Here is a 22593-nt window from a genome sequence, read left to right as displayed (position 1 = left end):
AACGAGTGTCCCTGATCGTTTCCGACCGCTTCCGCATTGTCGTGGGTCTAGGCAAAAGCGGCATGTCCCTGGTTCGCTTCCTGGCGAACCAGGGCGTGTCCTTTGCCGTGGCCGACACGCGGGAGAATCCTCCTGAGCTGGCGACCTTGCGTCGCGACTATCCGCAGGTGGAAGTGCGTTGTGGCGAGCTGGACGTGGATTTCCTCTGCCGTGCCGATGAGCTGTACGTCAGCCCCGGTCTGGCCCTGGCGACCCCGGCCCTGCAGCAGGCTCACGCACGTGGCGTCAAACTGTCGGGCGACATCGAACTGTTCGCGCGTCACGCGAAGGCGCCGGTGATTGCCATTACCGGCTCGAATGCGAAAAGCACCGTGACGACGCTGGTCGGCGAAATGGCTGCTGCCGCTGGAAAGCGTGTGGCGGTGGGCGGCAATCTCGGCACTCCGGCGCTAGACCTGCTCAGCGACGACGTCGAGCTGTACGTGATGGAGCTTTCCAGCTTTCAGCTCGAAACCACTGATCAGCTCAATGCCGAAGTGGCGACCGTGCTGAATATCAGCGAAGACCACATGGACCGTTACAGCGGCCTGCCTGCCTACCACTTGGCCAAGCACCGGATTTTCCGTGGCGCGCGGCAGGTGGTGGTCAATCGTCAGGATGCGCTGTCCCGTCCGTTGATTGGCGAAGGCCTGCCGTGCTGGACATTCGGCCTCAACAAGCCCGACTTCCATGGTTTCGGCCTGCGTGAAGAGAACGGCGAAAAGTACCTGGCGTTCCAGTTTGAAAACCTCATGCCGGTACGTGAGCTGAAAGTGCGTGGTGCGCACAATCAGTCCAACGCGCTTGCCGCCCTGGCCCTGGGGCATGCGGTCGGCCTGCCGTTCGACGCCATGCTCGCCAGCCTGCGCGAGTTCACTGGTCTGGAGCATCGCTGCCAGTGGCTGCGCGAGCACGAAGGCGTTCATTACTACAACGACTCCAAAGCCACCAACGTGGGTGCCGCGCTGGCTGCCATCGAAGGGCTGGGCTCGGATATCGACGGCAAGCTGGTGCTGATCGCCGGCGGCGATGGCAAAGGCGCTGATTTCAGCGGTTTGCGCGCGCCAGTCGCCGAGCATTGCCGCGCGGCGGTCTTGCTCGGGCGTGATGCCCAGCTTATTGCCCAGGCATTGGGCGACGCTGTCCCGCTGGTGCATGTCGACACCGTCCAGGCGGCTGTCGAGCACAGCGCAAAACTGGCTCAGCGTGGCGATGCCGTATTGCTTTCTCCTGCATGCGCCAGTCTGGACATGTTCAAGAATTATGAAGAGCGCGGACGTGTGTTCGCGCAGGCAGTGGAGTTCTTGTCATGATCTTCGGTGTGATCAAGCCTTATCCATCGCCACTGATCAGTGGGCGAGGCATCGACCTGGACTTCCCGATGCTGGTCGGCTGCCTGGCGCTGCTCGGCCTTGGCCTGGTGATGATTACCTCGGCCTCGTCGGAAGTTGCCGCCGTACAGTCCGGTAACACGCTGTACATGATGACCCGTCACCTGGTTTATCTGCTGATCGGTCTGGGTGCCTGCGGCGTGACCATGATGATTCCGGTCGCCACCTGGCAACGCCTGGGCTGGATGATGCTGCTTGGCGCGTTCGGCTTGTTACTGCTGGTACTGGTGCCGGGAATCGGGCGCGAGGTAAACGGTTCGATGCGCTGGATCGGTTTCGGCGCGTTCAACGTACAGCCGTCGGAAATCGCCAAGGTATTCGTAGTGATCTTCCTTGCCGGCTACCTGATTCGTCAGCAGCAGGAAGTTCGCGAAAGCTGGATGGGCTTTTTCAAGCCGTTCATCGTGCTGCTGCCGATGGCCGGTCTGCTGCTCATGGAACCTGACTTCGGTGCGACCGTGGTAATGATGGGCTCGGCGGCAGCCATGCTGTTTCTCGGCGGTGTCGGCCTGTTCCGCTTCTCGCTGATGGTGGTGCTGGCGGTCGCTTCTGTGGTGGTGCTGGTCCAGGCCCAACCTTACCGGATGGCGCGTCTGACCAACTTTACCGATCCGTGGGCCGACCAGTTCGGTTCCGGCTATCAATTGACCCAGGCACTGATCGCCTTCGGTCGCGGCGAGTGGTTCGGCGTCGGGCTGGGCAACAGCGTGCAGAAGCAGTTCTATCTGCCGGAAGCGCACACCGACTTCGTGTTCTCGGTACTTGCAGAAGAGCTGGGCGTGGTGGGTTCGCTGATCACCGTCGCGCTGTTCCTGTTCGTCAGTATTCGCGGCATGTACATCGGCATGTGGGCCGAGCGCGCCAAGCAGTTCTTCGGTGCCTATGTGGCCTACGGCCTTTCGTTCCTGTGGATCGGTCAGTTCCTGATCAACATCGGTGTGAACGTCGGTCTGCTGCCTACCAAGGGGCTGACCCTGCCGTTCCTCAGCTACGGCGGCAGCTCGCTGGTGATCTGCTGCGCGAGCCTCGGGCTGCTGCTGCGCATCGAGTGGGAGTCGCGCAACAACATGGGCAGTGAAGAAGCCGAGTTCAAGGAAAGCGACTTCGCCGAGGACACACCGCATGGACGCTAACGTGCTGATCATGGCAGGCGGGACCGGCGGGCATGTATTCCCGGCGCTGGCCTGTGCGCGCGAGTTCCAGGCACGCGGCTACAAGGTCCATTGGCTGGGCACGCCGCGTGGTATCGAAAACGAACTGGTGCCGCAGGCCGGTCTGACGCTGCACCTGATCAACGTTACCGGTCTGCGTGGCAAGGGCCGCTTGTCGCTGCTCAAGGCGCCGTTCATGTTGCTCAAGGCCCTGATGCAGGCACGCAAGGTTGTGCGTGAGGTGAAACCGGTCTGCGTGGTCGGCTTCGGTGGCTACGTCACCGGCCCTGGCGGTCTGGCGGCGAAGCTGGCAGGCGTACCGTTGATCATTCACGAGCAGAATGCCGTTGCCGGTACCGCCAACCGCAGTCTGGCCTCGTTCGCCAGCCGGGTGTGCGAAGCGTTCCCGAACACCTTTGCGGATTCATCCAAGCGTCGCACCACCGGCAACCCGGTGCGTGTCGAGCTGTTTTTGGAAACACCGCGTCAGGCTCTGGCCGGACGCAAGGCTCGTCTGCTGGTACTGGGCGGAAGCCTGGGCGCGGAGCCGTTGAACAAATTGCTGCCCGAGGCGCTTTCTCAGCTGCCTCAGGACATCCAGCCCGAAGTGTTTCATCAGTCGGGCAAGAATCATGACGCAGTCACCGCCGAGCGCTATCGCAACGTGGGCGTCGAGGCGCAGGTTGCGCCATTCATACAGAACATGGCCCAAGCCTATGGCTGGGCCGATCTGGTGGTCTGCCGCGCAGGCGCATTGACCATCAGCGAACTGGCCGCCGCCGGCCTGCCGTCGTTGCTGATACCGCTGCCCCACGCGATTGATGACCATCAGTCACGTAACGCTGACTATCTGGCTCGCGAAGGCGCAGCCTTCGTCATGCCGCAAGCGACAACTGGCGCCGCCGAGATGGCAGCACGCCTGAAAGAGGTTTTGATGCAACCCGAACAATTGAACAGCATGGCCCGCACTGCACGCAGCCTGGCCATGCCTGATGCAACCAGCACTGTCGTCAACGTCTGTGTGGAGGTGGCCCATGGTTGAGAATCAACGCGCCATGCCACAACCTGAAATGCGCCGTATCCGTCGTATCCACTTCGTCGGTATCGGCGGTGTCGGCATGTGCGGGATCGCCGAGGTGTTGTTGAACCTGGGTTACGAAGTCTCGGGCTCCGACCTGAAGGGCTCGGCCGTGACCGAGCGCCTGGAATCGTTCGGCGCACAGATTTTTATCGGCCATCGTGCCGAGAACACCATCGGTGCCGACGTGCTGGTAGTGTCCAGTGCCGTCAACACCTCCAACCCGGAAGTGGCCACCGCGCTGGAGCGCCGCATTCCGGTCGTACCGCGTGCCGAGATGCTCGCCGAGCTGATGCGTTATCGCCACGGCATCGCTGTTGCCGGTACGCACGGCAAGACCACCACCACCAGCCTGATCGCTTCGGTATTCGCTGCCGGCGGCCTGGACCCGACCTTCGTGATTGGCGGCCGTCTCAACGCGGCGGGCACCAATGCGCAGCTGGGCACCAGCCGCTACCTGATCGCCGAAGCCGATGAGAGCGACGCCAGCTTCCTGCACCTGCAGCCTCTGGTCGCTGTGGTCACCAATATCGACGCCGATCACATGGCGACCTACGAAGGCGACTTCAACAAACTGAAGAAGACCTTTGTCGAGTTCCTGCACAACCTGCCGTTCTATGGGCTGGCGGTGATGTGCATCGACGATCCGGTGGTGCGTGAAATTCTGCCGCTGGTCAAGCGTCCGACGCTGACCTATGGCTTCAGCGAGTCTGCCGATATACGTGCAATCAATGTGCGTCAGGACGGCATGCTGACATTCTTCACCGTACTGCGCCGCGACCGCGAGCCGCTGGATGTGTCGGTGAACATGCCCGGCAATCACAACGTACTCAACTCGCTGGCGACCATCGCTATCGCCACCGACGAGGGCGTCAGCGACGAGGCCATCGTTCAGGGCCTTTCCGGGTTCCAGGGCGTCGGTCGGCGCTTCCAGGTCTACGGCGAGCTGCCGGTTGACGGCGGCAACGTGATGCTGGTCGATGACTACGGTCACCATCCGCGCGAAGTCGCTGCCGTTATCAACGCTGTGCGTGGCGGCTGGCCTGACCGTCGTCTGGTGATGGTCTACCAGCCACACCGTTTCAGTCGCACCCGTGACCTGTACGACGATTTCGTGCAGGTGCTGGCGGACGCCAATGTGCTGCTGCTGATGGAAGTCTACCCGGCCGGTGAAGAACCGATTCCTGGTGCGGACAGCCGCAACCTGTGCCACAGCATTCGTCAGCGTGGCCAGCTGGACCCGATCTACATCGAGCGTGGTGTCGAGCTGGCGCCGCTGGTCAAGCCGCTGTTGCGTGCCGGCGACATCCTGTTGTGTCAGGGCGCTGGCGACATCGGTGGTCTTGCGCCACAGCTGCTGAAAAGCCCACTGTTCGCCGGTGCCAAAGTGGCCTCCACCGAAGGGAAGCTGAAATGACAGCCGTCGCCCAGTCGTCCCTGCGCTCGACACTCGAGCCGAAAAGCTTCGGCCGTGTCGCCGTGCTCTTCGGTGGCAAGAGTGCCGAGCGGGCGGTCTCGCTGAACTCGGGTAATGCCGTGCTCGGCGCGTTGCTCGAGGCTGGCGTGGATGCGTTCGGCATCGATGTGGGCGATGACTTTCTGCAGCGACTGGTCAGCGAGAAAATCGACCGTGCCTTTATCGTTCTGCACGGACGTGGCGGTGAAGACGGCACCATGCAAGGCCTGCTGGAGTGCCTGGAAATCCCTTATACCGGCAGTGGCGTACTGGCTTCTGCCCTGGCGATGGACAAGTTGCGCACCAAGCAGGTCTGGCAGAGTCTCGGCCTCGCCACACCGCTGCATGCCGTTCTTGAAAACGAGAGTGATTGTATTTGCGCCGTGACGGAACTGGGCCTGCCTTTGATCGTCAAACCGGCCCATGAAGGTTCAAGTATCGGTATGGCAAAGGTGAACAGCGTCGATGAATTGATCGCCGCCTGGAAAGCCGCCAGTACCTACGATTCGCAAGTATTAGTCGAACAGTGGATTCAGGGACCTGAGTTCACTGTGGCGTCTCTGCGTGGCCAGGTGTTGCCTCCCATCGGCCTGGGCACTCCTCATAGTTTTTATGATTACGATGCCAAGTACCTGGCGTCCGATACCCAGTATCGGATTCCGTGCGGACTTGGCGATGCGCAGGAACAGGAACTCAAAAAACTTGCAGCACGTGCTTGCGATGCCATCGGCATTGCAGGCTGGGCGCGCACGGATGTCATGCAGGACGCACAAGGCAAGTTCTGGTTACTGGAAGTTAATACTGTACCCGGCATGACCGATCACAGTCTGGTGCCTATGGCGGCCCGTGCGGCAGGTCTGGATTTTCAACAACTTGTGTTGGCGATTCTGGCCGACAGCGTTCAGGCGAGAGGTTAAGGCATGTACGGCGCGTCGACACGTCCTCAACCACCTGCTCCCGGCCGCAACAAGCCGGTGCCGCGCGGCGCCAGCCGTATGGTGGCCAAGGAGCCCTTGTCGGCGCGCCTGCCCAAGGCCAACTTCAGTTTTCTGAAGCGTCTGCTCTGGCCTGTGCTGTTGGTGGTTCTGGGCTTCGGTACTTATGAGGCAGCACAGCGTCTGCTGCCGTACGCCGACCGCCCGATCACCCGCATCAACGTGCAGGGCGATTTGAGTTACATCAGCCAGCAGGCTGTGCAGCAGCGGATTGCGCCTTATGTGGCGTCGAGCTTTTTCAAGATCGATCTGGCTGCCATGCGCACCGAGCTTGAGCAGATGCCATGGATCGCGCACGCCGAGGTCCGTCGTGTATGGCCGGATCAGGTCGTGATTCGTCTTGAAGAGCAGTTGCCGGTTGCCCGTTGGGGCGATGAAGCGCTGTTGAATAACCAGGGGCAGGCTTTCACACCGCGTGAACTGTCCAATTACGAACATCTTCCCCAGTTGTTCGGTCCGCAGCGGGCCCAACAGCAGGTGATGCAGCAGTATCAGGTGTTGAGTCAGATGTTGCGCCCGATGGGCTTCTCCATCGTGCGCCTGGAGCTGCGCGAGCGTGGCAGCTGGTTCCTGACGACAGGTGCCGGTAGTGCTGGCCCGGGTATCGAGTTGTTGCTTGGACGCGACCACCTTGTCGAAAAAATGCGCCGCTTCATCGCGATTTACGACAAAACGCTGAAAGACCAAATAACGAATATCGCGCGCGTCGACTTGCGTTACTCCAACGGCCTTGCGGTCGGTTGGCGCGAACAGGCAGCGCCGGCGACGGAAAAACCCGCCGTCGCGAAGAATTGATAAGAGGCAGGACCATGGCAAATGTGCAAAGCGGCAAAATGATCGTCGGGCTGGATATCGGTACCTCCAAGGTGGTGGCACTGGTAGGCGAAGTCGCGGCCGATGGCTCGCTGGAAATCGTGGGTATCGGTACCCATCCCTCCCGCGGCCTGAAGAAGGGCGTGGTGGTGAATATCGAATCGACCGTGCAGTCGATCCAGCGCGCAATCGAAGAAGCGCAGCTGATGGCCGGCTGCCGTATCCACTCGGCATTTGTTGGTGTGGCAGGCAGCCACATTCGCAGCCTGAACTCACACGGCATCGTGGCGATTCGTGATCGCGAAGTCAGCTCTGCGGATCTGGAGCGTGTGCTCGATGCTGCTCAGGCGGTGGCCATTCCTGCCGACCAGCGCGTGCTGCACACCTTGCCTCAGGATTACGTGATCGATAACCAGGAAGGCGTGCGTGAGCCCCTGGGCATGTCCGGCGTACGTCTGGAAGCCAAGGTTCACGTGGTGACCTGTGCGGTGAACGCGGCGCAGAACATCGAGAAGTGCGTACGTCGCTGTGGGCTGGAAGTCGACGACATCATTCTCGAACAGTTGGCCTCGGCGTATTCCGTGCTGACCGATGACGAGAAAGAACTGGGTGTCTGCCTGGTGGACATCGGTGGCGGCACCACCGACATCGCGATCTTCACCGAAGGCGCCATTCGCCACACAGCGGTTATCCCGATTGCGGGTGATCAGGTGACCAACGACATCGCCATGGCGTTGCGCACTCCGACCCAGTACGCCGAAGAAATCAAGATTCGTTATGCCTGTGCGCTGGCCAAGCTGGCCGGTGCAGGCGAAACCATCAAAGTGCCGAGCGTGGGCGACCGCCCACCTCGCGAGCTGTCGCGTCAGGCCCTGGCCGAAGTGGTAGAGCCTCGTTACGACGAGCTGTTCACCCTGATCCAGGCCGAACTGCGCCGCAGCGGCTACGAAGACCTGATCCCGGCCGGCATCGTGCTGACCGGGGGCACAGCGAAAATGGAAGGTGCGGTCGAACTGGCCGAGGAAATCTTCCACATGCCGGTTCGCCTGGGCGTACCGCACAGCGTCAAAGGGCTCGCTGATGTCGTCCGCAACCCGATTTACTCAACCGGCGTAGGCCTGTTGATGTACGGGCTGCAAAAACAATCGGATGGCATTTCGCTGTCCGGGATTGTCGGCAACAGCAGCTACAGCGACGAAACCAAGGCACCGGTGCTTGAGCGTATCAAGCGTTGGGTGCAGGGCAATTTCTAAGTTTCAACGTTCAACGGTTTCACAGCTTCAGATTCAGGGCTTCACCAGCAGTATCGGCAGGCAGTAGGCAAAACTAACTAGAAAGCGGAAGGAGAGAGAAAATGTTCGAACTCGTAGACAACGTCCCGCAAAGCCCGGTTATCAAGGTTATCGGCGTAGGCGGTGGTGGCGGCAACGCTGTCAATCACATGGTCAAGAGCAACATCGAAGGCGTGGAATTCATCTGCGCCAACACCGATGCTCAGGCGCTGAAAAACATCGGCGCGCGGACCATTCTGCAACTGGGCACCGGCGTGACCAAGGGCCTTGGCGCTGGCGCCAATCCTGAAGTCGGTCGTCAGGCCGCACTGGAAGATCGTGAGCGCATTGCAGAAGTTCTGCAGGGCACCAACATGGTTTTCATCACCACTGGCATGGGCGGCGGTACCGGTACCGGTGCAGCTCCGATCATTGCTGAAGTGGCCAAGGAAATGGGTATTCTGACGGTCGCAGTCGTGACCCGTCCGTTCCCGTTCGAAGGTCGCAAGCGTATGCAGATCGCCGATGAAGGCATCCGCATGCTGTCCGAAAGCGTCGACTCGTTGATCACCATTCCCAACGAGAAGCTGCTGACCATCCTCGGTAAAGACGCCAGCCTGCTGTCGGCTTTCGCCAAGGCTGACGATGTACTGGCCGGTGCCGTTCGCGGTATCTCCGACATCATCAAGCGTCCGGGCATGATCAACGTCGACTTCGCCGACGTGCGTACCGTGATGAGCGAAATGGGCATGGCGATGATGGGCACTGGCTGCGCCAGCGGTCCTAACCGTGCACGTGAAGCGACCGAAGCGGCGATCCGCAACCCGTTGCTCGAAGACGTCAACCTGCAGGGCGCTCGCGGCATCCTGGTCAACATCACTGCCGGTCCTGACCTGTCTCTGGGTGAGTACTCGGACGTGGGTAGCATCATCGAAGCGTTCGCTTCCGAGCACGCGATGGTCAAGGTCGGTACCGTTATCGATCCGGACATGCGTGACGAGTTGCACGTGACCGTGGTTGCCACCGGCCTGGGCGCGAAAATCGAGAAACCTGTCAAGGTCATCGACAACACGCTGCAGACCACCCAGCAGGCTCCTGCGCAGCAGGCGTCCCGTCAGGAAGCACCGTCGGTCAACTACCGTGACCTGGATCGTCCTACCGTGATGCGCAATCAGGCACACGCAGGCGCTACAGCAGCGGCGAAGATGAATCTAAACGATGATCTCGATTACCTGGACATCCCGGCTTTCCTGCGTCGTCAGGCCGATTGATGAAATGTATCAGGGGTATTAGGGTGATTGGTGTTCAGCAAAGGCATGGTCTGCTATCATCGCCAGCCTTTGTTGATACCAGTTCGCAACTTGCGCTGAAGCGGCCCATGCCATGATAAAACAACGCACCCTGAAAAATATTATCCGTGCCACAGGTGTAGGCCTGCACTCCGGGGAGAAGGTTTACCTGACCCTCAAGCCCGCACCTGTGAATACCGGCATTGTGTTTTGCCGAGCTGACCTTGACCCCGTCGTGCAGATCCCTGCGCGTGCGGAAAACGTCGGTGACACCACTCTGTCGACCACTCTGGTCAATGGTGATGTCAAAGTCGACACGGTAGAACACTTGCTCTCGGCCATGGCTGGCCTTGGCATCGATAACGCCTACGTCGAGCTCTCTGCCTCCGAAGTTCCTATCATGGACGGCAGCGCAGGCCCTTTCGTATTCCTGATTCAATCGGCAGGCCTGGAAGAACAGGACGAGCCGAAGAAATTCATCCGTATCCTGCGTGAAGTCACAGTCGAGGAGGGCGGTAAACGCGCTACTTTTGTGCCTTTCGAAGGGTTCAAGGTCAGTTTCGAGATCGATTTCGATCACCCCGTCTTCCGTGACCGCACCCAGAGTGCAAGCGTGGACTTTTCCAGTACTTCCTTCGTGAAGGAAGTCAGCCGTGCCCGGACCTTCGGGTTCATGAGTGATATCGAGTACCTGCGCAAGCACAACCTCGCACTCGGCGGCAGCGTGGAAAACGCCATCGTGGTCGACAAGGACGGTGTACTGAACGAAGACGGCCTGCGTTACGAGGACGAATTCGTTAAACACAAAATCCTCGACGCCATCGGTGACCTCTACCTGCTGGGCAACAGCCTGATTGGTGAGTTCCGGGGTTTCAAATCGGGGCATGCACTGAACAACCGTCTGCTGCGTACGTTGATCGAGCAGAAAGACGCTTGGGAAGTGGTGACTTTCGAGGATGCCAGTACGGCACCTATTTCTTACATGCGTCCTGTCGCGGCCGTGTAAGCAAGCTTTACTCTCTTTCCTTTTGTTCTTTAAAGGCTGCCCTCGGGTGGCCTTTTTTTATGGGTTTTTCAGGGGAAGTCAGTGCTGGCGGCGATCAGGCAGGGTTACTTCCTGTCCTTTGCATGGCTGGCCAGTCTTTCCAGTGCGGCACGCAAGCGCGGATCGGTGATGCCTTCAGCGGTGGCCTGAATGTTTTCGGCAGCCACTGCCGACAGGTCGATGGTGTGCGTGGCAGCTCCGCGTGGCGCTTCAGGCGGCTGCACCTTGAACACAATGCGGGTCAGGTTGATGAATTCGTCGAAGGCCATCATTTGCCGGTGCAGGCGTTTCTGCTGGTAGCGCAGGCGCGTGGCCCAGTGACCGTCCGTCACGATCAGCAACAAGGTACCTTCGCGCCACGATGCCACGCGACAATGCTCCCGGGCCGCTGGTTGCAGCTGGCTTTCGAGCAGGCGCTGCAAGTGGCTGAGTCGCTCGGCGTGACGAAATATAGCCTTCAGGGGCTTGGCTTCACGCAGCAAAACCGCGGGCGGGCGGGCGTTCAGAGGACGAAAGGCCATGGAGGGATGCCTGGGTAACAAGATGAACATCTTAACAGAAAGCGTTCTGACGGCTGCTTTTCAGGGCATTTCCGTGCTTTCATATGCAAATCAATGAGTAACTTCCCCGGATAACGGGTTGAAGTGCTTGAAAATGGCCCCATTGTAAACCTGCCCCGTCACAGCGCTGTGCCAGCATCGTGGAATAACGCCACTTTCCTCACCATCGTTTCCGGGTAGAATGCTCGTTCGCATGCGGCCATCTGGGCTGCACGGGCGACTCACGGGGCCGCCCTCCATTCCTATGTGTGGAAGATCCTGTCGATATGTTTGCGCCTTTGTTGAAAAAACTTTTTGGAAGCAAGAACGAGCGTGAAGTAAAACGCATGCTCAAGACGGTACAGATCGTCAATGCCTTCGAAGAGCAAATGGTGGCCCTTTCGGACGAGCAACTGCGCGCCAAGACCGAAGAGTTCAAGGCCCGCATAGCCAAAGGCGAGACCCTCGATCAATTGCTCCCTGAAGCCTTTGCTGTTGCTCGTGAAGCGGGCAAGCGTGTCATGGGCATGCGCCACTTCGACGTACAGTTGATCGGCGGCATGACCCTGCACGAAGGTCAGATCGCGGAAATGCGTACCGGTGAAGGTAAAACCCTGGTCGGTACGCTGGCTGTCTACCTCAACGCATTGTCCGGCAAGGGCGTTCACGTGGTTACCGTGAACGACTACCTCGCTCGCCGCGATGCCAACTGGATGCGTCCGCTGTACGAATTCCTCGGCCTGACCGTAGGCATCGTCACGCCATTCCAGCCGCCGGAAGAGAAGCGCGCCGCCTACGCTGCCGATATCACTTACGGCACCAACAACGAATACGGTTTCGATTACCTGCGCGACAACATGGCGTTCAGCGTGGACGACAAGTTCCAGCGCGAACTCAATTTCGCCGTGATCGACGAAGTCGACTCGATTCTGATCGACGAAGCGCGTACGCCGCTGATCATCTCCGGTCAGGCTGAAGACAGTTCCAAGCTGTACACCGAAATCAACCGCCTGATCCCCAAGCTCGAGCAGCATATCGAGGAAGTGGAAGGCGAAGTCACCAAGCCGGGTCATTTCACCGTTGACGAGAAAACCCGTCAGGTCGAGCTGAACGAAGCCGGTCACCAGTTCATCGAGGAAATGCTCACCGAAGTCGGCCTGCTGGCTGAAGGCGAGAGCCTCTATTCGGCGCATAACCTGGGCCTGCTGACTCACGTCTATGCCGGTCTGCGGGCGCATAAGCTGTTCAATCGCAACGTCGAATACATCGTTTCCGACGGTCAGGTGCTGCTGGTTGACGAGCATACCGGCCGTACCATGCCGGGTCGTCGCCTCTCCGAGGGCCTGCATCAGGCTATCGAAGCCAAGGAAAACCTGAACATTCAGGCCGAAAGCCAGACCCTGGCATCGACCACGTTCCAGAACTATTTCCGTCTGTACAACAAGCTGTCCGGCATGACCGGTACAGCCGACACCGAAGCGTTCGAATTCCACCAGATCTATAACCTGGCCGTGATGGTCATCCCGCCTAACAAGCCTTTGGCGCGCAAGGACTTCAACGACCTCGTCTACCTGACGGCGGAAGAGAAGTACGCCGCCATCGTCACCGACATCAAGGCCTGCCTTGCAGAAAACCGTCCGGTGCTGGTGGGTACAGCGACCATCGAAACTTCCGAGCACATGTCCAGCCTGCTCAACAAGGAAGGCATCGAGCACAAGGTTCTGAACGCCAAGTTCCACGAGAAAGAAGCGGAAATCATTGCGCAGGCCGGTCGTCCGGGTGCATTGACCATCGCCACCAACATGGCCGGTCGTGGTACTGACATCCTGCTGGGCGGCAACTGGGAAGTCGAGGTCGCCAATCTGGAAGACCCGACTCCGGAGCAGATCGCGCAGATCAAGGCTGACTGGCAGAAACGCCATCAGCAGGTGATCGAAGCGGGCGGCCTGCACGTCATCGCCTCCGAGCGCCACGAATCGCGCCGTATCGACAACCAGCTGCGCGGTCGTGCCGGCCGTCAGGGCGACACCGGCTCCAGCCGTTTCTACCTGTCGCTCGAAGACAGCCTGATGCGCATCTTTGCCTCTGACCGGGTGAAGAACTTCATGAAGGCGCTGGGCATGCAGTCCGGTGAGGCCATCGAGCATCGCATGGTGACCAACGCCATCGAAAAAGCGCAGCGCAAGGTGGAAGGTCGCAACTTCGACATCCGCAAGCAATTGCTGGAGTTCGATGACGTTGCCAACGAACAGCGTAAAGTGATTTATCACATGCGTAACACGTTGCTGGCCGCCGAGAACATTGGCGAGACCATTGCCGACTTCCGTGAAGAAGTGCTCAACAACCTGATCAGCCAGCATATTCCGCCACAATCCCTGCCGGAGCAGTGGAATGTTGCCGGTCTGGAATCGGCGCTCAACACCGACTTCGCGGTTCAACTGCCGATCCAGCAGTGGCTCGACGAAGACGACAACCTGCACGAAGACAGCCTGCGCGAAAAAATCATGGCGCAGCTGCTGCTGGCTTACAACGAGAAGGAAGACCAGGCCAGCGCCGAAGCCCTGCGTTCCTTCGAGAAGCAGATCCTCCTGCGCGTGCTGGACGACCTGTGGAAAGATCACCTGTCGACCATGGACCACCTGCGTCACGGTATCCACCTGCGCGGTTACGCTCAGAAGAACCCTAAGCAGGAATACAAGCGCGAGTCCTTCACGCTGTTCCAGGAACTGCTCGATTCGATCAAGCGCGATACTATTTGTGTGCTTTCGCATGTTCAGGTTCGCCGCGAAGATCCAGAGGAAGAAGAAGCCCGCCTGCGTCAGGAAGCCGAAGAGCTGGCCAGTCGCATGCAGTTCGAACACGCGCCTGCACCGGGTATCGAGCAGCCGCTGCTCGACGAAGAGGGTGGCGAAGCGCCTGTTGCCGTTGCATCCGAGCCGGTTCGCAACGACCAGAAACTGGGCCGCAACGAGCTGTGCTGGTGTGGTTCGGGCAAGAAATTCAAACACTGTCACGGCCAGATCAACTAAGCCTTTGACTGTGTAATACCTGCGCCGCGACCGGCTTGCCCGTCGCGGCGTTTTTTCATTGATCGCCGTACCGATGCGGACGGCGCCAAACTCCATGAGGAGCACCCCGATGGCTGTTGGTCTTGGTCCTTTGCCTGCGTTGCACCCGGTTCCCGGTTTTGAACTTGGCATTTCTTCTGCCGGCATCAAACGCCCGGGGCGCAAGGATGTCGTGGTCATGCGCTGTGCCGAAGGCTCCAGCGTTGCCGGTGTATTCACCTTGAATGCGTTCTGCGCGGCGCCGGTCATTCTGGCCAAACAGCGTGTTCAGGGCACCGTGCGTTATTTGCTGACCAACACCGGTAATGCCAATGCGGGCACAGGCGAACCAGGTCTTGTGGCGGCGCGGCGTACCTGCGAGACACTGGCGCAACTGACTGGCGTCGATGCTTCTGCGGTGCTGCCGTACTCGACGGGCGTGATCGGCGAGCCGCTGCCAGTGGAAAAGATCGAAGGCGCTCTGCAGGCTGCGCTGGATGATCTGTCTGTGGATAACTGGGCCGCTGCGGCGACCGGGATCATGACTACCGACACCCTGCCCAAGGGCGCCAGCCGTCAGTTCAGCCATGACGGCGTGACCGTCACTGTGACCGGCATCAGCAAGGGCGCAGGCATGATTCGACCGAACATGGCGACCATGCTCGGTTACATCGCCACCGATGCCAAAGTGGCGCAGAGCGTGCTTCAGGACCTGATTCGTGACGGCGCCAACAAGTCGTTCAACCGCATCACCATCGATGGCGACACCTCGACCAACGATTGCTGCATGCTGATCGCCACCGGTCAGGCTGACCTGCCGGAAATCACCGAGGCCAAAGGCCCGCTATTCGAAGCGTTGAAGAAAGCCGTGTTCGATGTGTGCATGGAAGTCGCTCAGGCCATCGTGCGTGACGGTGAAGGTGCGACCAAGTTCGTGACCGTTGAAGTCAACGGTGGCGGCAATCATCAGGAATGCCTGGACGTCGGTTATGCCGTGGCCCACTCGCCACTGATCAAGACTGCGCTGTTCGCCTCCGACCCGAACTGGGGACGTATTCTGGCGGCTGTCGGCCGTGCCGGTGTGCCGGATCTGGACGTGAGCAAGATCGACGTATTCCTGAGTGGCGTGTGCATCGCCAGCCAGGGCTGCCGCGCCACGACCTACACCGAAGAGCAGGGCTCGGCGGTGATGGCCGAAGAAGAAATCACCATCCGTATCGAGCTGGGCCGCGGCAATTGCAGCGAAACAATCTGGACCACCGATCTTTCTCACGAGTACGTGAAGATCAACGCGGAATATCGCACCTGATTCAATGCCCGGCGCGCCGGCATCCTGTCTTCGCGCCGGGCTCAATGGAGCTGAACCATGAGCCTGCACCTGATTATCGGCGACAAACGCTACTCCTCCTGGTCGCTGCGTCCCTGGCTGGTGCTGGAAATGACCGGTGCTTCGTTCACCGATCAGGTCATCCGCCTGAACCAGCCTGACACCCGTGCGAACATTCTCAAGTATTCACCCACCGGCAAGGTCCCTGCGTTGCAGTGCGAGCACGGCACGATCATCGATTCGCTGGCCATTTGCGAATACCTGGTCGAACGTTTTCCGGATGCTGGCCTGTGGCCGAGTGACATCGCCGCGCGTGCTCAGGCACGTTCTGCCTGCGCGCAGATGCACAGCGGTTTTGTCAGTCTGCGTTCGAACATGCCGATGGACCTGCGCCAGGATCAGGCACTGGAAGTGATTCCGGTCGATACCCAGAACGACATCGACCGTATCGTCGAACTGTGGGCCGAATGCCGCACTGCGTCGGCCGAAAGTGGTCCGTTTCTGTTCGGCAAGCCAAGCATTGCCGACGCGTTCTTTGCCCCGGTAGCCATTCGCCTGCGCAGCTACCGTGTCGAGTTGCCTGAAGAAGCGCTGAAGTACATCGAAACCATTTACCAGTGGCCTGCTTTCAAGCGCTGGCAGCAGGCCGGTCTGGAGGAGTCCTGATGGTGAAACGAGTTCATGTGGCCGCCGCCGTCATTCGTGGCGCTGACGGCAGCGTATTGATTGCCCGACGTGCCGACACTCAGCATCAAGGCGGCCTCTGGGAGTTTCCTGGCGGCAAGGTCGAGGAGGGCGAGACCGTCCAGGCCGCGCTCGCACGTGAACTGCAGGAAGAGCTGGGCATCCTGGTGACGGCGGCACGTCCGCTGATCAAGGTTTGTCACGACTATCCGGACAAGCAGGTGCTGCTGGACGTCTGGGAAGTCTCGGCCTTCACTGGCCTGGCGCATGGTGCAGAAGGGCAGCCGCTGGTCTGGGCCAGCCCGCGTGAACTGGCCAATTATGACTTTCCGGCCGCCAATCAGCCTATCGTCGCGGCGGCACGTTTGCCCGGCGAGTACCTGATCACCCCTGAGGGGCTGGACAATATCGAGCTGTTGCGCGGTATGCAGAAAGCCATCGCAGGCGGCATCAAACTGGTCCAGTTGCGTGCGCCGGGTGGTTACGACCCCAAGTACCGTGACCTGGCCGTGGATGCGGCGGGCCTGTGTGCCGGCAAGGCGCAGCTCATGCTCAAAGGGCCTCTGGAGTGGCTGGGCGACTTTCCGTCCGCCGGTTGGCACCTGACGGCGGAGCAACTGCGCAAGTACGCCAGTCGCGGGCGTCCGTTCCCTGAGAACCGTTGGCTGGCTGCGTCATGCCATAACGCCGAAGAGCTTGCTTTGGCAGAGCAGATGGGTGTGGATTTCGTCACCCTGTCGCCTGTTCAGCCAACCCTGACCCACCCGGATGCGCAGCCACTGGGCTGGCCGCAGGCAACGCAACTGATTGCAGGCTTCAATAAGCCGGTCTTTCTGTTGGGTGGCGTAGGCCCTGCCGAGCGTCAACAGGCCTGGGAAAGCGGCGCACAGGGCGTGGCCGGGATTCGCGCGTTCTGGCCTGACGAGATCGTCTGACGCTCAGCAGAGGACGCAGAGCTCCCAGAACGGCATGCCCACGCAGAGTACCTGACGTTATACACAAGTCTGCTCTTGATTCTGGCCGCAGGCCGTGGGAGTGAGCTTGCTCGCGAAGAGGCCAGTAAAACCCCTGAAAATGGGGCGTCTGGACAGATGTCTTCGTGAGCCCGCCCCGCTCAATCCCACAAGGCCTATACATAACGCCAGGCCGCTGGCGTGAGGGTGTCTTCTGTGATGCTCCGTGTAATGGATATGCCCGTCAAACCGGCTTGGGCGCGGGCTGCCAAAGGATCTCGGCAATGCCCTGTCTTCTGGCGATCAATCGAGCAGCGACGAACAGCAGGTCCGACAGCCTGTTGATATACGCCAGCCCTGCGCCTTCCAGCGGCTCGACAGCATTCAGATGCTGACAGCGACGTTCTGCACTGCGCGCCAGGCTACGGCAGATGTGCGCTTGGGCGATCAGCGATGAACCGCCTGGCAAAATGAAATTCTCCAGTGGCCCCAGTTCGTCATTCCAGACATCGATGGCGGCCTCCAGTCGCTCGACCTCGGCTTCGTTCAGCGCCTTGTAGGTCGGCATGGCCAGTTCGCCGCCCAGATCGAACAGACGGTGCTGACACGGTGCAAGTACTTCGATCACTTCCTTGAGGGCCGGGACGCGCTGAGCTTCATCGATCAACCCTGCCAGCAATAGCCCCAGCTGGCTGTTGAGCGTATCGACCTCACCGATGGCCTCGACGCGCGGATGATCCTTGGAGACCCGACCGCCATCGCCCAGACCGGTTTCACCGGCATCGCCAGTGCGCGTGTAAATCTTCGACAAACGAAAGCCCATTGATGCGATTCCTGATCAGGATTTTGAAATGACCTGCTGCTGAACGCTCACCTGGTTGGCCACCAGCGGTAGACGCAGCGTAAAGCAGGTGCCTGTGCCGAGAGAGGAATGTACCTCCATCTGGCCTTTGTGGTTGTTGGTGACAATGAAGTAGGACACCGACAAGCCCAGTCCGGTGCCCTGGCCGATTTCCTTGGTGGTGAAAAACGGCTCGAACGTACGCTTGCGGATGTTCTCCGACATGCCGATGCCGTTGTCCTCGACCTGGATCTCGGCCCACGGCGGATTGAGGCGCGTGCGCAGGGTAATGCGCCCGGGCTCTTCGCTCTCCGGCCGCTGGTGAATGGCCTGCGCGGCATTCTTCAGCAGGTTCAGCAGCACCTGCTCCAGCTCGTTGGCAATACACGGCACCGGACCCAGTTCGGGGTCGAACTGACGGATGATGTGCTGGCCCTTGAAGTCGAAACCGATGGTCAGATCGAAGTCGTTACTGGCGATCTCCACGGCCTGATCGATCAAGGCCGGCAAGTCGCAGGGTGATAACTGACGACTGCTCAGGCGGCTGAAATTGAGCATGTGGCTGACAATTTTTGCAGCCCTGGCACCGGCCTGCTGAATGCCGTCGAGCAGTTTGGGCACTTCGCGGCTTTCCAGGTAATGGTTGACCTGCGCCAGATCGACGCCGTCGGCCTCGGCCTGCTCGATGTTCTTCGGCAGCTCCGGGGACAGCCGCCGGCGGATGTTCTGCACGTTGTGCAGAATGGCGCCCAGCGGGTTGTTGATCTCATGCGCCATGCCTGCTGCCAGCCCGCCGACGGACAACATTTTTTCCGACTGCACCATCATTTCTTCCAGCGATATGCGCTGGGTGATGTCATCGATCCGGATCACCACGCCGCGCCCGGCATCACCGGTCAATGGGTAGAACGTCAGCGCGTAGTGGCGGGACTCGTCATTCTTGATCCAGGTCACGCGCTCGATCTTGGTCACGCTGTGGCGCTCGACGGTGTGCTTGATCTGCGGCAGAAACGAGCGCATCGGCTCGAAGGCCAGGAAGATCGGCTGGTTCAGCGCTTCGTCCAGAGTCGTCCCGGACAATGCCGTCGCCTCCTGATTCCACTGGGTGACGTACAGCTGTTCATCCAGCGCGATCATCGCCGACGGCATCGAGTCGATGATGCTGTTGAGGTAGTTCTGGAAGCCGGTGAGCTTCTTCTCGATCTTGCTGCGCACCTGGACTTCCAGCTCCAGCTTGCGGTTGGTGTGGCGTGTCTCCTCGGCCAGCCCTTGGGCCTGATCGTAGGCTTCCTGCGAATCGTCCCGCGCGCGCTTGAGTTGCTGTTCACGCGCCTCGATACGCGACAGCATGGTGTTGAACGCCTCGGCCAGGCTGCCGATTTCATCCTCGTTACCGGGTTCTGCGCGGAGTGCGTAGTTCTCTTCGCGGGTCACCTGCCGGGACAGTTCTTCAAGCTGATAAATAGGTTCAGTAATCAGGCGCCGAATCTGCCGTGCCACCACCAGCCATAGCAACACGCTGAACACCAGAATGCCCAGGCTGGCAGTCAGCGTACCGGTGTAAAACGCTGGTGGCAGCTCACTGCTGGCAACCAGCAACAAGTGCCCTGGCGGCTCGTCGCCCTTCGGTACGGTAATGACCTGCGTACTGCGAAATTCGGTCAGGCGCCAGTTGTCCATGTCTTTGAAGTGTCTGGGCAGCTCAAGGCTTTCGCCCTGATGCATCTGCTCAAGCCGCTCGCCGTTGTTGTCATACAGGGCTGCGGCACGTAACGGCCCGTAGCTTCTCAGTTCCTTGAGCAGCGCGCGCGCCTCATCAGGCGAGTACAAGGCCCGTTCGTTGAGGTTGGCGCTGCTGATCAGCCGGCCAATGGTCTGCAGGGCCTGCGGAGCCATCGCCTCCTGAGAGATGTAATAGGCCGCGCTGATGAAGGTCAGGTTGGCGACCAGCAGTACGGTGGTCATCAGGACCAGCAGGGCGGCCAGCAGTTTCTGGCCGACTGGCAGGTTTTCCAGGCGTTGGCGCAAGGGCATTGGGCAAGTCGCAGTGACGGGTGATGCGAGCAGGGTAGCGCGGGCTAGTCGGTACGCAAACCCTTGCTTGCCAGATGGGCTGTCAGACGCGTCTGCAAATGCTGCAGGTGCGGTGCGGGGCTGCCATGACGCGCTGCGGCTGCGCACGCATAACCCAGCAGGTAGCTGATTTCGGTGCGTCGTCCGTGAAGCACATCCTGATACATGGATGAACAGTTGGCGGCGGTCGCCTGGATGACCCGCAGCACTTCGGCATGCAGTTCCTGCGCGGCCGCTGGCTGGCCGCAGCGGCCCAGCAGCTCGGTCAGCTCGGCGCACAGCGTGGCGACCTCGCAGGCGTGCTCGAGCAGGCCACCATTACGGCAGTCATGCAGCACCGTCAGCGGGTTGATCGCGCAGTTGAGGGCCAGCTTGCGCCACAGGCGGGTCAGGATGTCCGGCGTCCATTGGTGGGGAATGCCACTGTCGTGCAAGTCCTGCAGAAGCGCGGGGGCTGTCGGGTTGGATGCGTCACCCAGCCAGTTGAAACCATGGCCAGCAAACCTGACACGCCAGTCCGACTCCAGAAACGCGCCTTCGGTGCTGGAGGCAAACAGGCAGCGCGCGTGGGGGATTCGCGCAGCCACTGCGTCCTGGCTGCCCAGGCCGTTCTGCAACAGGATGACGTCGGCCTGCGCCGTCAATCGCGGAGCCAGCTGAGCGACGGCCTGCTCGGCCTCGTAAGCCTTGCAGGCCACCAGCAGTCGTTCGATGGGTTGTCGATGGTCGGCGGTCTGCGCTTCAACCGGGTACGCATGGGCAATATCGTTCTCGACCAGCGTCACGCAACTGCCATTGGCTTGGTAGGCGGCCAGCCGATCAGCGTTGCGAAGGATCAACCGCACCGGCAGATTCGCGCGTGCCAGTCGCGTCGCCCAGAGACTGCCCAGGCTGCCTGCACCGAGAACATGCCATGTCACCGCCATCACAGCGGCACGTTATGGCGCTGAAGCGGTCTGCAGAAGGTGAAAACAAGGATGTGCATGGAGGCTCACAGTGAACGCTGGAAAAGTCTCGTTATAATGAGCGTTCTTTCACACCGTCAAGTCATGCGTGCCCGAATTGTGCGCACGCCGTTTATCTGGAGAACATACATGCCCTCGTTCGACGTAGTGTCCGAATTGGATAAACACGAAGTCACGAATGCCGTCGACAACGCTATCAAAGAGCTGGACCGTCGCTATGACCTCAAAGGCAAAGGCACGTTCGAGTTCAAGGAACTGACCGTCACGCTGACTGCAGAAGCAGACTTCCAGCTGGAGGCCATGATCGAAATCCTCAAGCTGGCGCTGGTCAAACGCAAGATCGACGCGAAATGCCTCGAGATCAAGGACGCTTATGCTTCCGGCAAATTGATGAAGCAGGAAGTCATCCTGCGTGAAGGCATCGACAAGGAGCTGGCGAAGAAAATCGTCGCTCACATCAAGGAAGCCAAACTCAAGGTCCAGGCCGCCATTCAGGGCGAGCAGGTACGGGTGACCGGCAAGAAGCGCGACGACCTGCAAGAAGCTATCGCAGCGCTGCGTGCCTACGATTCTGGCATGCCTTTGCAATTCAACAACTTCCGCGACTGATCGTTGCATTGAAAGCCGGGGAACCCTGCGTTCCCTGGCCAGTCCGAATCGCCCTGAGCATTGAAATGACGGCAGGCTGCCGTGGTTTTGATCGCAGTTCGTGACGAGTAAGGAGATAACGATGGATTTAAACGCAGAAGTCGGTCATCTGTGGCAAGCGTCGCAGGCCTGGATTCCGATGATCATGGAGTACGGCAGCCGCTTGCTGCTGGCAGTCGTTACATTGTGCGTAGGCTGGTGGCTGATCAACCGGCTGACCGGCAAACTCGGCGCCTTGCTGGCCTTGCGACACGCCGATCTGGCCTTGCAGGGCTTCGTCAGCAACCTGGCCAACATCATTCTGAAAATCCTGCTGGTGGTCAGCGTCGCGTCGATGATCGGTGTGGAAACCACCTCGTTCGTGGCGGCGATCGGTGCTGCCGGTCTGGCGATCGGTCTGGCGTTGCAAGGCAGCCTGGCGAACTTCGCCGGCGGCGTGCTGATTCTGTTGTTCCGCCCGTTCCGTATCGGTGACTGGATCGAAGCCCAGGGTGTGTCGGGAACCGTCGACAACATCCAGATCTTCCACACCGTGCTGCGCACCGGCGACAACCGTACCGTGATCATTCCCAACGGCAACCTGTCCAACGGCATCATCACCAACACCAACCGTCAACCGACCCGTAAGATCACCTTCGACATCGGCGTCAGCCACGATGCGGATTTGAGGAAAGCATTGCAGGTCCTGCTGGACATGGCAGACGACCCACGCGTACTCAAGGACCCGGCCCCCCAGGCTGTGGTGGCTGCGCTGGGGGAGAACGCAATTACCTTGTCCCTGCGTGTCTGGACCAGCAGTGGCGACATGGGCGACGTGACGTCGATGTTCAACATCGAAGCGCGCGACCGCCTGAAGGACGCAGGCATCGAGATCCCACTGCCGCAACGGATTGTGCGGGTGGTTCAGGAATAGTTGTGAGTGCGGTATGAAAAAGCCCTGGCTCGTGAGAGTCGGGGCTTTTTTGTATGCGTTCGTTAAAGGCTGGTC

Annotated in this window: 19 protein-coding genes; 15 read left to right on the top strand and 4 right to left on the bottom strand. The window is 60.0% G+C overall.

Going from position 1 to position 22593, the window contains the following annotated elements; genetic code table 11:
- Nucleotides 1–5: 5 nt before the first annotated feature.
- The 9 genes from murD (at nt 6) to lpxC (ending at nt 10489) form a co-directional block, all read left to right on the top strand.
- Nucleotides 6–1352 carry a UDP-N-acetylmuramoyl-L-alanine--D-glutamate ligase gene (gene murD, locus PCPL58_RS22735; protein WP_065350506.1) on the top strand — a complete coding sequence of 449 codons (1347 nt, stop codon included), beginning with the start codon at nt 6–8 and terminating at the stop codon, nt 1350–1352.
- A complete protein-coding gene (ftsW, locus tag PCPL58_RS22730; RefSeq protein ID WP_003431463.1) occupies nt 1349–2563 on the top strand; it encodes a putative lipid II flippase FtsW in 1215 nt (404 codons plus the stop codon). Before murD ends, ftsW begins: the two co-directional genes overlap by 4 nt.
- On the top strand, nt 2553–3623 hold the full coding sequence (murG, locus tag PCPL58_RS22725; RefSeq protein WP_003431460.1) for an undecaprenyldiphospho-muramoylpentapeptide beta-N-acetylglucosaminyltransferase: 1071 nt from the start codon (nt 2553–2555) through the stop codon (nt 3621–3623). The genes ftsW and murG overlap by 11 nt, the downstream gene beginning before the upstream one ends.
- A complete protein-coding gene (gene murC, locus PCPL58_RS22720; RefSeq protein WP_003424493.1) occupies nt 3616–5076 on the top strand; it encodes a UDP-N-acetylmuramate--L-alanine ligase in 1461 nt (486 codons plus the stop codon). The genes murG and murC overlap by 8 nt, the downstream gene beginning before the upstream one ends.
- A complete protein-coding gene (locus PCPL58_RS22715) occupies nt 5073–6032 on the top strand; it encodes a D-alanine--D-alanine ligase (RefSeq protein WP_065350505.1) in 960 nt (319 codons plus the stop codon). Before murC ends, PCPL58_RS22715 begins: the two co-directional genes overlap by 4 nt.
- A 3-nt stretch (nt 6033–6035) precedes the next feature.
- Complete coding sequence (locus tag PCPL58_RS22710) at nt 6036–6905, top strand: cell division protein FtsQ/DivIB (protein ID WP_065350504.1); 870 nt, start codon at nt 6036–6038, stop codon at nt 6903–6905.
- Nucleotides 6906–6919: 14 nt separating this feature from the next.
- Complete coding sequence (gene ftsA, locus PCPL58_RS22705) at nt 6920–8176, top strand: cell division protein FtsA (protein ID WP_003364017.1); 1257 nt, start codon at nt 6920–6922, stop codon at nt 8174–8176.
- A 101-nt stretch (nt 8177–8277) separates the two neighbouring features.
- Nucleotides 8278–9465, top strand: coding sequence for a cell division protein FtsZ (gene ftsZ / locus PCPL58_RS22700; protein ID WP_065350503.1), 1188 nt, complete (start codon nt 8278–8280; stop codon nt 9463–9465).
- Nucleotides 9466–9577: 112 nt separating this feature from the next.
- Complete coding sequence (gene lpxC / locus PCPL58_RS22695) at nt 9578–10489, top strand: UDP-3-O-acyl-N-acetylglucosamine deacetylase (protein ID WP_003364012.1); 912 nt, start codon at nt 9578–9580, stop codon at nt 10487–10489.
- A gap of 104 nt (nt 10490–10593) precedes the next feature.
- Here lpxC and PCPL58_RS22690 read toward each other — a convergent pair whose 3' ends face one another.
- Nucleotides 10594–11049, bottom strand: coding sequence for a DUF721 domain-containing protein (locus PCPL58_RS22690; protein ID WP_003313540.1), 456 nt, complete (start codon nt 11047–11049; stop codon nt 10594–10596).
- A gap of 305 nt (nt 11050–11354) precedes the next feature.
- Between PCPL58_RS22690 and secA the strand changes: the two genes are divergently transcribed.
- The 4 genes from secA (at nt 11355) to PCPL58_RS22670 (ending at nt 17060) form a co-directional block, all read left to right on the top strand.
- Complete coding sequence (secA, locus tag PCPL58_RS22685) at nt 11355–14096, top strand: preprotein translocase subunit SecA (protein ID WP_065350502.1); 2742 nt, start codon at nt 11355–11357, stop codon at nt 14094–14096.
- A gap of 109 nt (nt 14097–14205) precedes the next feature.
- The gene (gene argJ / locus PCPL58_RS22680) at nt 14206–15423 is read left to right on the top strand and encodes a bifunctional glutamate N-acetyltransferase/amino-acid acetyltransferase ArgJ (protein ID WP_054082051.1); all 1218 of its coding nucleotides are present in this window, start codon (nt 14206–14208) and stop codon (nt 15421–15423) included.
- Between the two features lie 57 nt (nt 15424–15480).
- Nucleotides 15481–16107, top strand: coding sequence for a glutathione S-transferase family protein (locus PCPL58_RS22675; protein ID WP_044308998.1), 627 nt, complete (start codon nt 15481–15483; stop codon nt 16105–16107).
- A gap of 2 nt (nt 16108–16109) precedes the next feature.
- On the top strand, nt 16110–17060 hold the full coding sequence (locus PCPL58_RS22670; RefSeq protein ID WP_024662628.1) for a Nudix family hydrolase: 951 nt from the start codon (nt 16110–16112) through the stop codon (nt 17058–17060).
- Between the two features lie 262 nt (nt 17061–17322).
- Here PCPL58_RS22670 and PCPL58_RS22665 read toward each other — a convergent pair whose 3' ends face one another.
- Genes PCPL58_RS22665 through PCPL58_RS22655 form a run of 3 tightly spaced genes read right to left on the bottom strand, consistent with a single transcriptional unit; the run spans nt 17323 to nt 20918 of the window.
- Entirely contained in the window at nt 17323–17901 is a 579-nt protein-coding gene (locus PCPL58_RS22665; RefSeq protein WP_065350501.1) for a cob(I)yrinic acid a,c-diamide adenosyltransferase, read from the bottom strand.
- 15 nt (nt 17902–17916) lie between these two features.
- A complete protein-coding gene (locus tag PCPL58_RS22660; RefSeq protein WP_003363997.1) occupies nt 17917–19953 on the bottom strand; it encodes a sensor histidine kinase in 2037 nt (678 codons plus the stop codon).
- A 44-nt stretch (nt 19954–19997) separates the two neighbouring features.
- Entirely contained in the window at nt 19998–20918 is a 921-nt protein-coding gene (locus PCPL58_RS22655) for a putative 2-dehydropantoate 2-reductase (RefSeq protein WP_065350500.1), read from the bottom strand.
- Between the two features lie 168 nt (nt 20919–21086).
- Here PCPL58_RS22655 and PCPL58_RS22650 point away from each other — a divergent pair, with 168 nt between their 5' ends.
- Together PCPL58_RS22650 and PCPL58_RS22645 are read left to right on the top strand one after the other, a co-directional pair.
- The gene (locus PCPL58_RS22650; protein WP_003304827.1) at nt 21087–21566 is read left to right on the top strand and encodes a YajQ family cyclic di-GMP-binding protein; all 480 of its coding nucleotides are present in this window, start codon (nt 21087–21089) and stop codon (nt 21564–21566) included.
- Nucleotides 21567–21687: 121 nt separating this feature from the next.
- Nucleotides 21688–22518 carry a mechanosensitive ion channel family protein gene (locus PCPL58_RS22645; protein WP_003363993.1) on the top strand — a complete coding sequence of 277 codons (831 nt, stop codon included), beginning with the start codon at nt 21688–21690 and terminating at the stop codon, nt 22516–22518.
- Nucleotides 22519–22593: the final 75 nt, after the last annotated feature.

Source organism: Pseudomonas cerasi, from assembly GCF_900074915.1.
Classification (GTDB): domain Bacteria; phylum Pseudomonadota; class Gammaproteobacteria; order Pseudomonadales; family Pseudomonadaceae; genus Aquipseudomonas; species Aquipseudomonas cerasi.
The sequence above is the reverse complement of the archived record's forward strand: the minus strand, read 5'-3'. Positions and strand labels throughout refer to the sequence as shown.

Bases quoted from the DNA above. Each gene is read 5' to 3' on its own strand.
- PCPL58_RS22660 (WP_003363997.1), bottom strand. From the start codon at position 19,953: ATGCCCTTGCGCCAACGCCTGGAAAACCTGCCAGTCGGCCAGAAACTG.
- PCPL58_RS22675 (WP_044308998.1), top strand. From the start codon at position 15,481: ATGAGCCTGCACCTGATTATCGGCGACAAACGCTACTCCTCCTGGTCG.
- lpxC (WP_003364012.1), top strand. From the start codon at position 9,578: ATGATAAAACAACGCACCCTGAAAAATATTATCCGTGCCACAGGTGTA.
- ftsW (WP_003431463.1), top strand. From the start codon at position 1,349: ATGATCTTCGGTGTGATCAAGCCTTATCCATCGCCACTGATCAGTGGG.
- PCPL58_RS22645 (WP_003363993.1), top strand. From the start codon at position 21,688: ATGGATTTAAACGCAGAAGTCGGTCATCTGTGGCAAGCGTCGCAGGCC.
- PCPL58_RS22655 (WP_065350500.1), bottom strand. From the start codon at position 20,918: ATGGCGGTGACATGGCATGTTCTCGGTGCAGGCAGCCTGGGCAGTCTC.
- PCPL58_RS22710 (WP_065350504.1), top strand. From the start codon at position 6,036: ATGTACGGCGCGTCGACACGTCCTCAACCACCTGCTCCCGGCCGCAAC.
- murG (WP_003431460.1), top strand. From the start codon at position 2,553: ATGGACGCTAACGTGCTGATCATGGCAGGCGGGACCGGCGGGCATGTA.
- PCPL58_RS22690 (WP_003313540.1), bottom strand. From the start codon at position 11,049: ATGGCCTTTCGTCCTCTGAACGCCCGCCCGCCCGCGGTTTTGCTGCGT.
- argJ (WP_054082051.1), top strand. From the start codon at position 14,206: ATGGCTGTTGGTCTTGGTCCTTTGCCTGCGTTGCACCCGGTTCCCGGT.
- ftsA (WP_003364017.1), top strand. From the start codon at position 6,920: ATGGCAAATGTGCAAAGCGGCAAAATGATCGTCGGGCTGGATATCGGT.
- ftsZ (WP_065350503.1), top strand. From the start codon at position 8,278: ATGTTCGAACTCGTAGACAACGTCCCGCAAAGCCCGGTTATCAAGGTT.
- murC (WP_003424493.1), top strand. From the start codon at position 3,616: ATGGTTGAGAATCAACGCGCCATGCCACAACCTGAAATGCGCCGTATC.
- PCPL58_RS22650 (WP_003304827.1), top strand. From the start codon at position 21,087: ATGCCCTCGTTCGACGTAGTGTCCGAATTGGATAAACACGAAGTCACG.
- PCPL58_RS22665 (WP_065350501.1), bottom strand. From the start codon at position 17,901: ATGGGCTTTCGTTTGTCGAAGATTTACACGCGCACTGGCGATGCCGGT.
- secA (WP_065350502.1), top strand. From the start codon at position 11,355: ATGTTTGCGCCTTTGTTGAAAAAACTTTTTGGAAGCAAGAACGAGCGT.
- PCPL58_RS22715 (WP_065350505.1), top strand. From the start codon at position 5,073: ATGACAGCCGTCGCCCAGTCGTCCCTGCGCTCGACACTCGAGCCGAAA.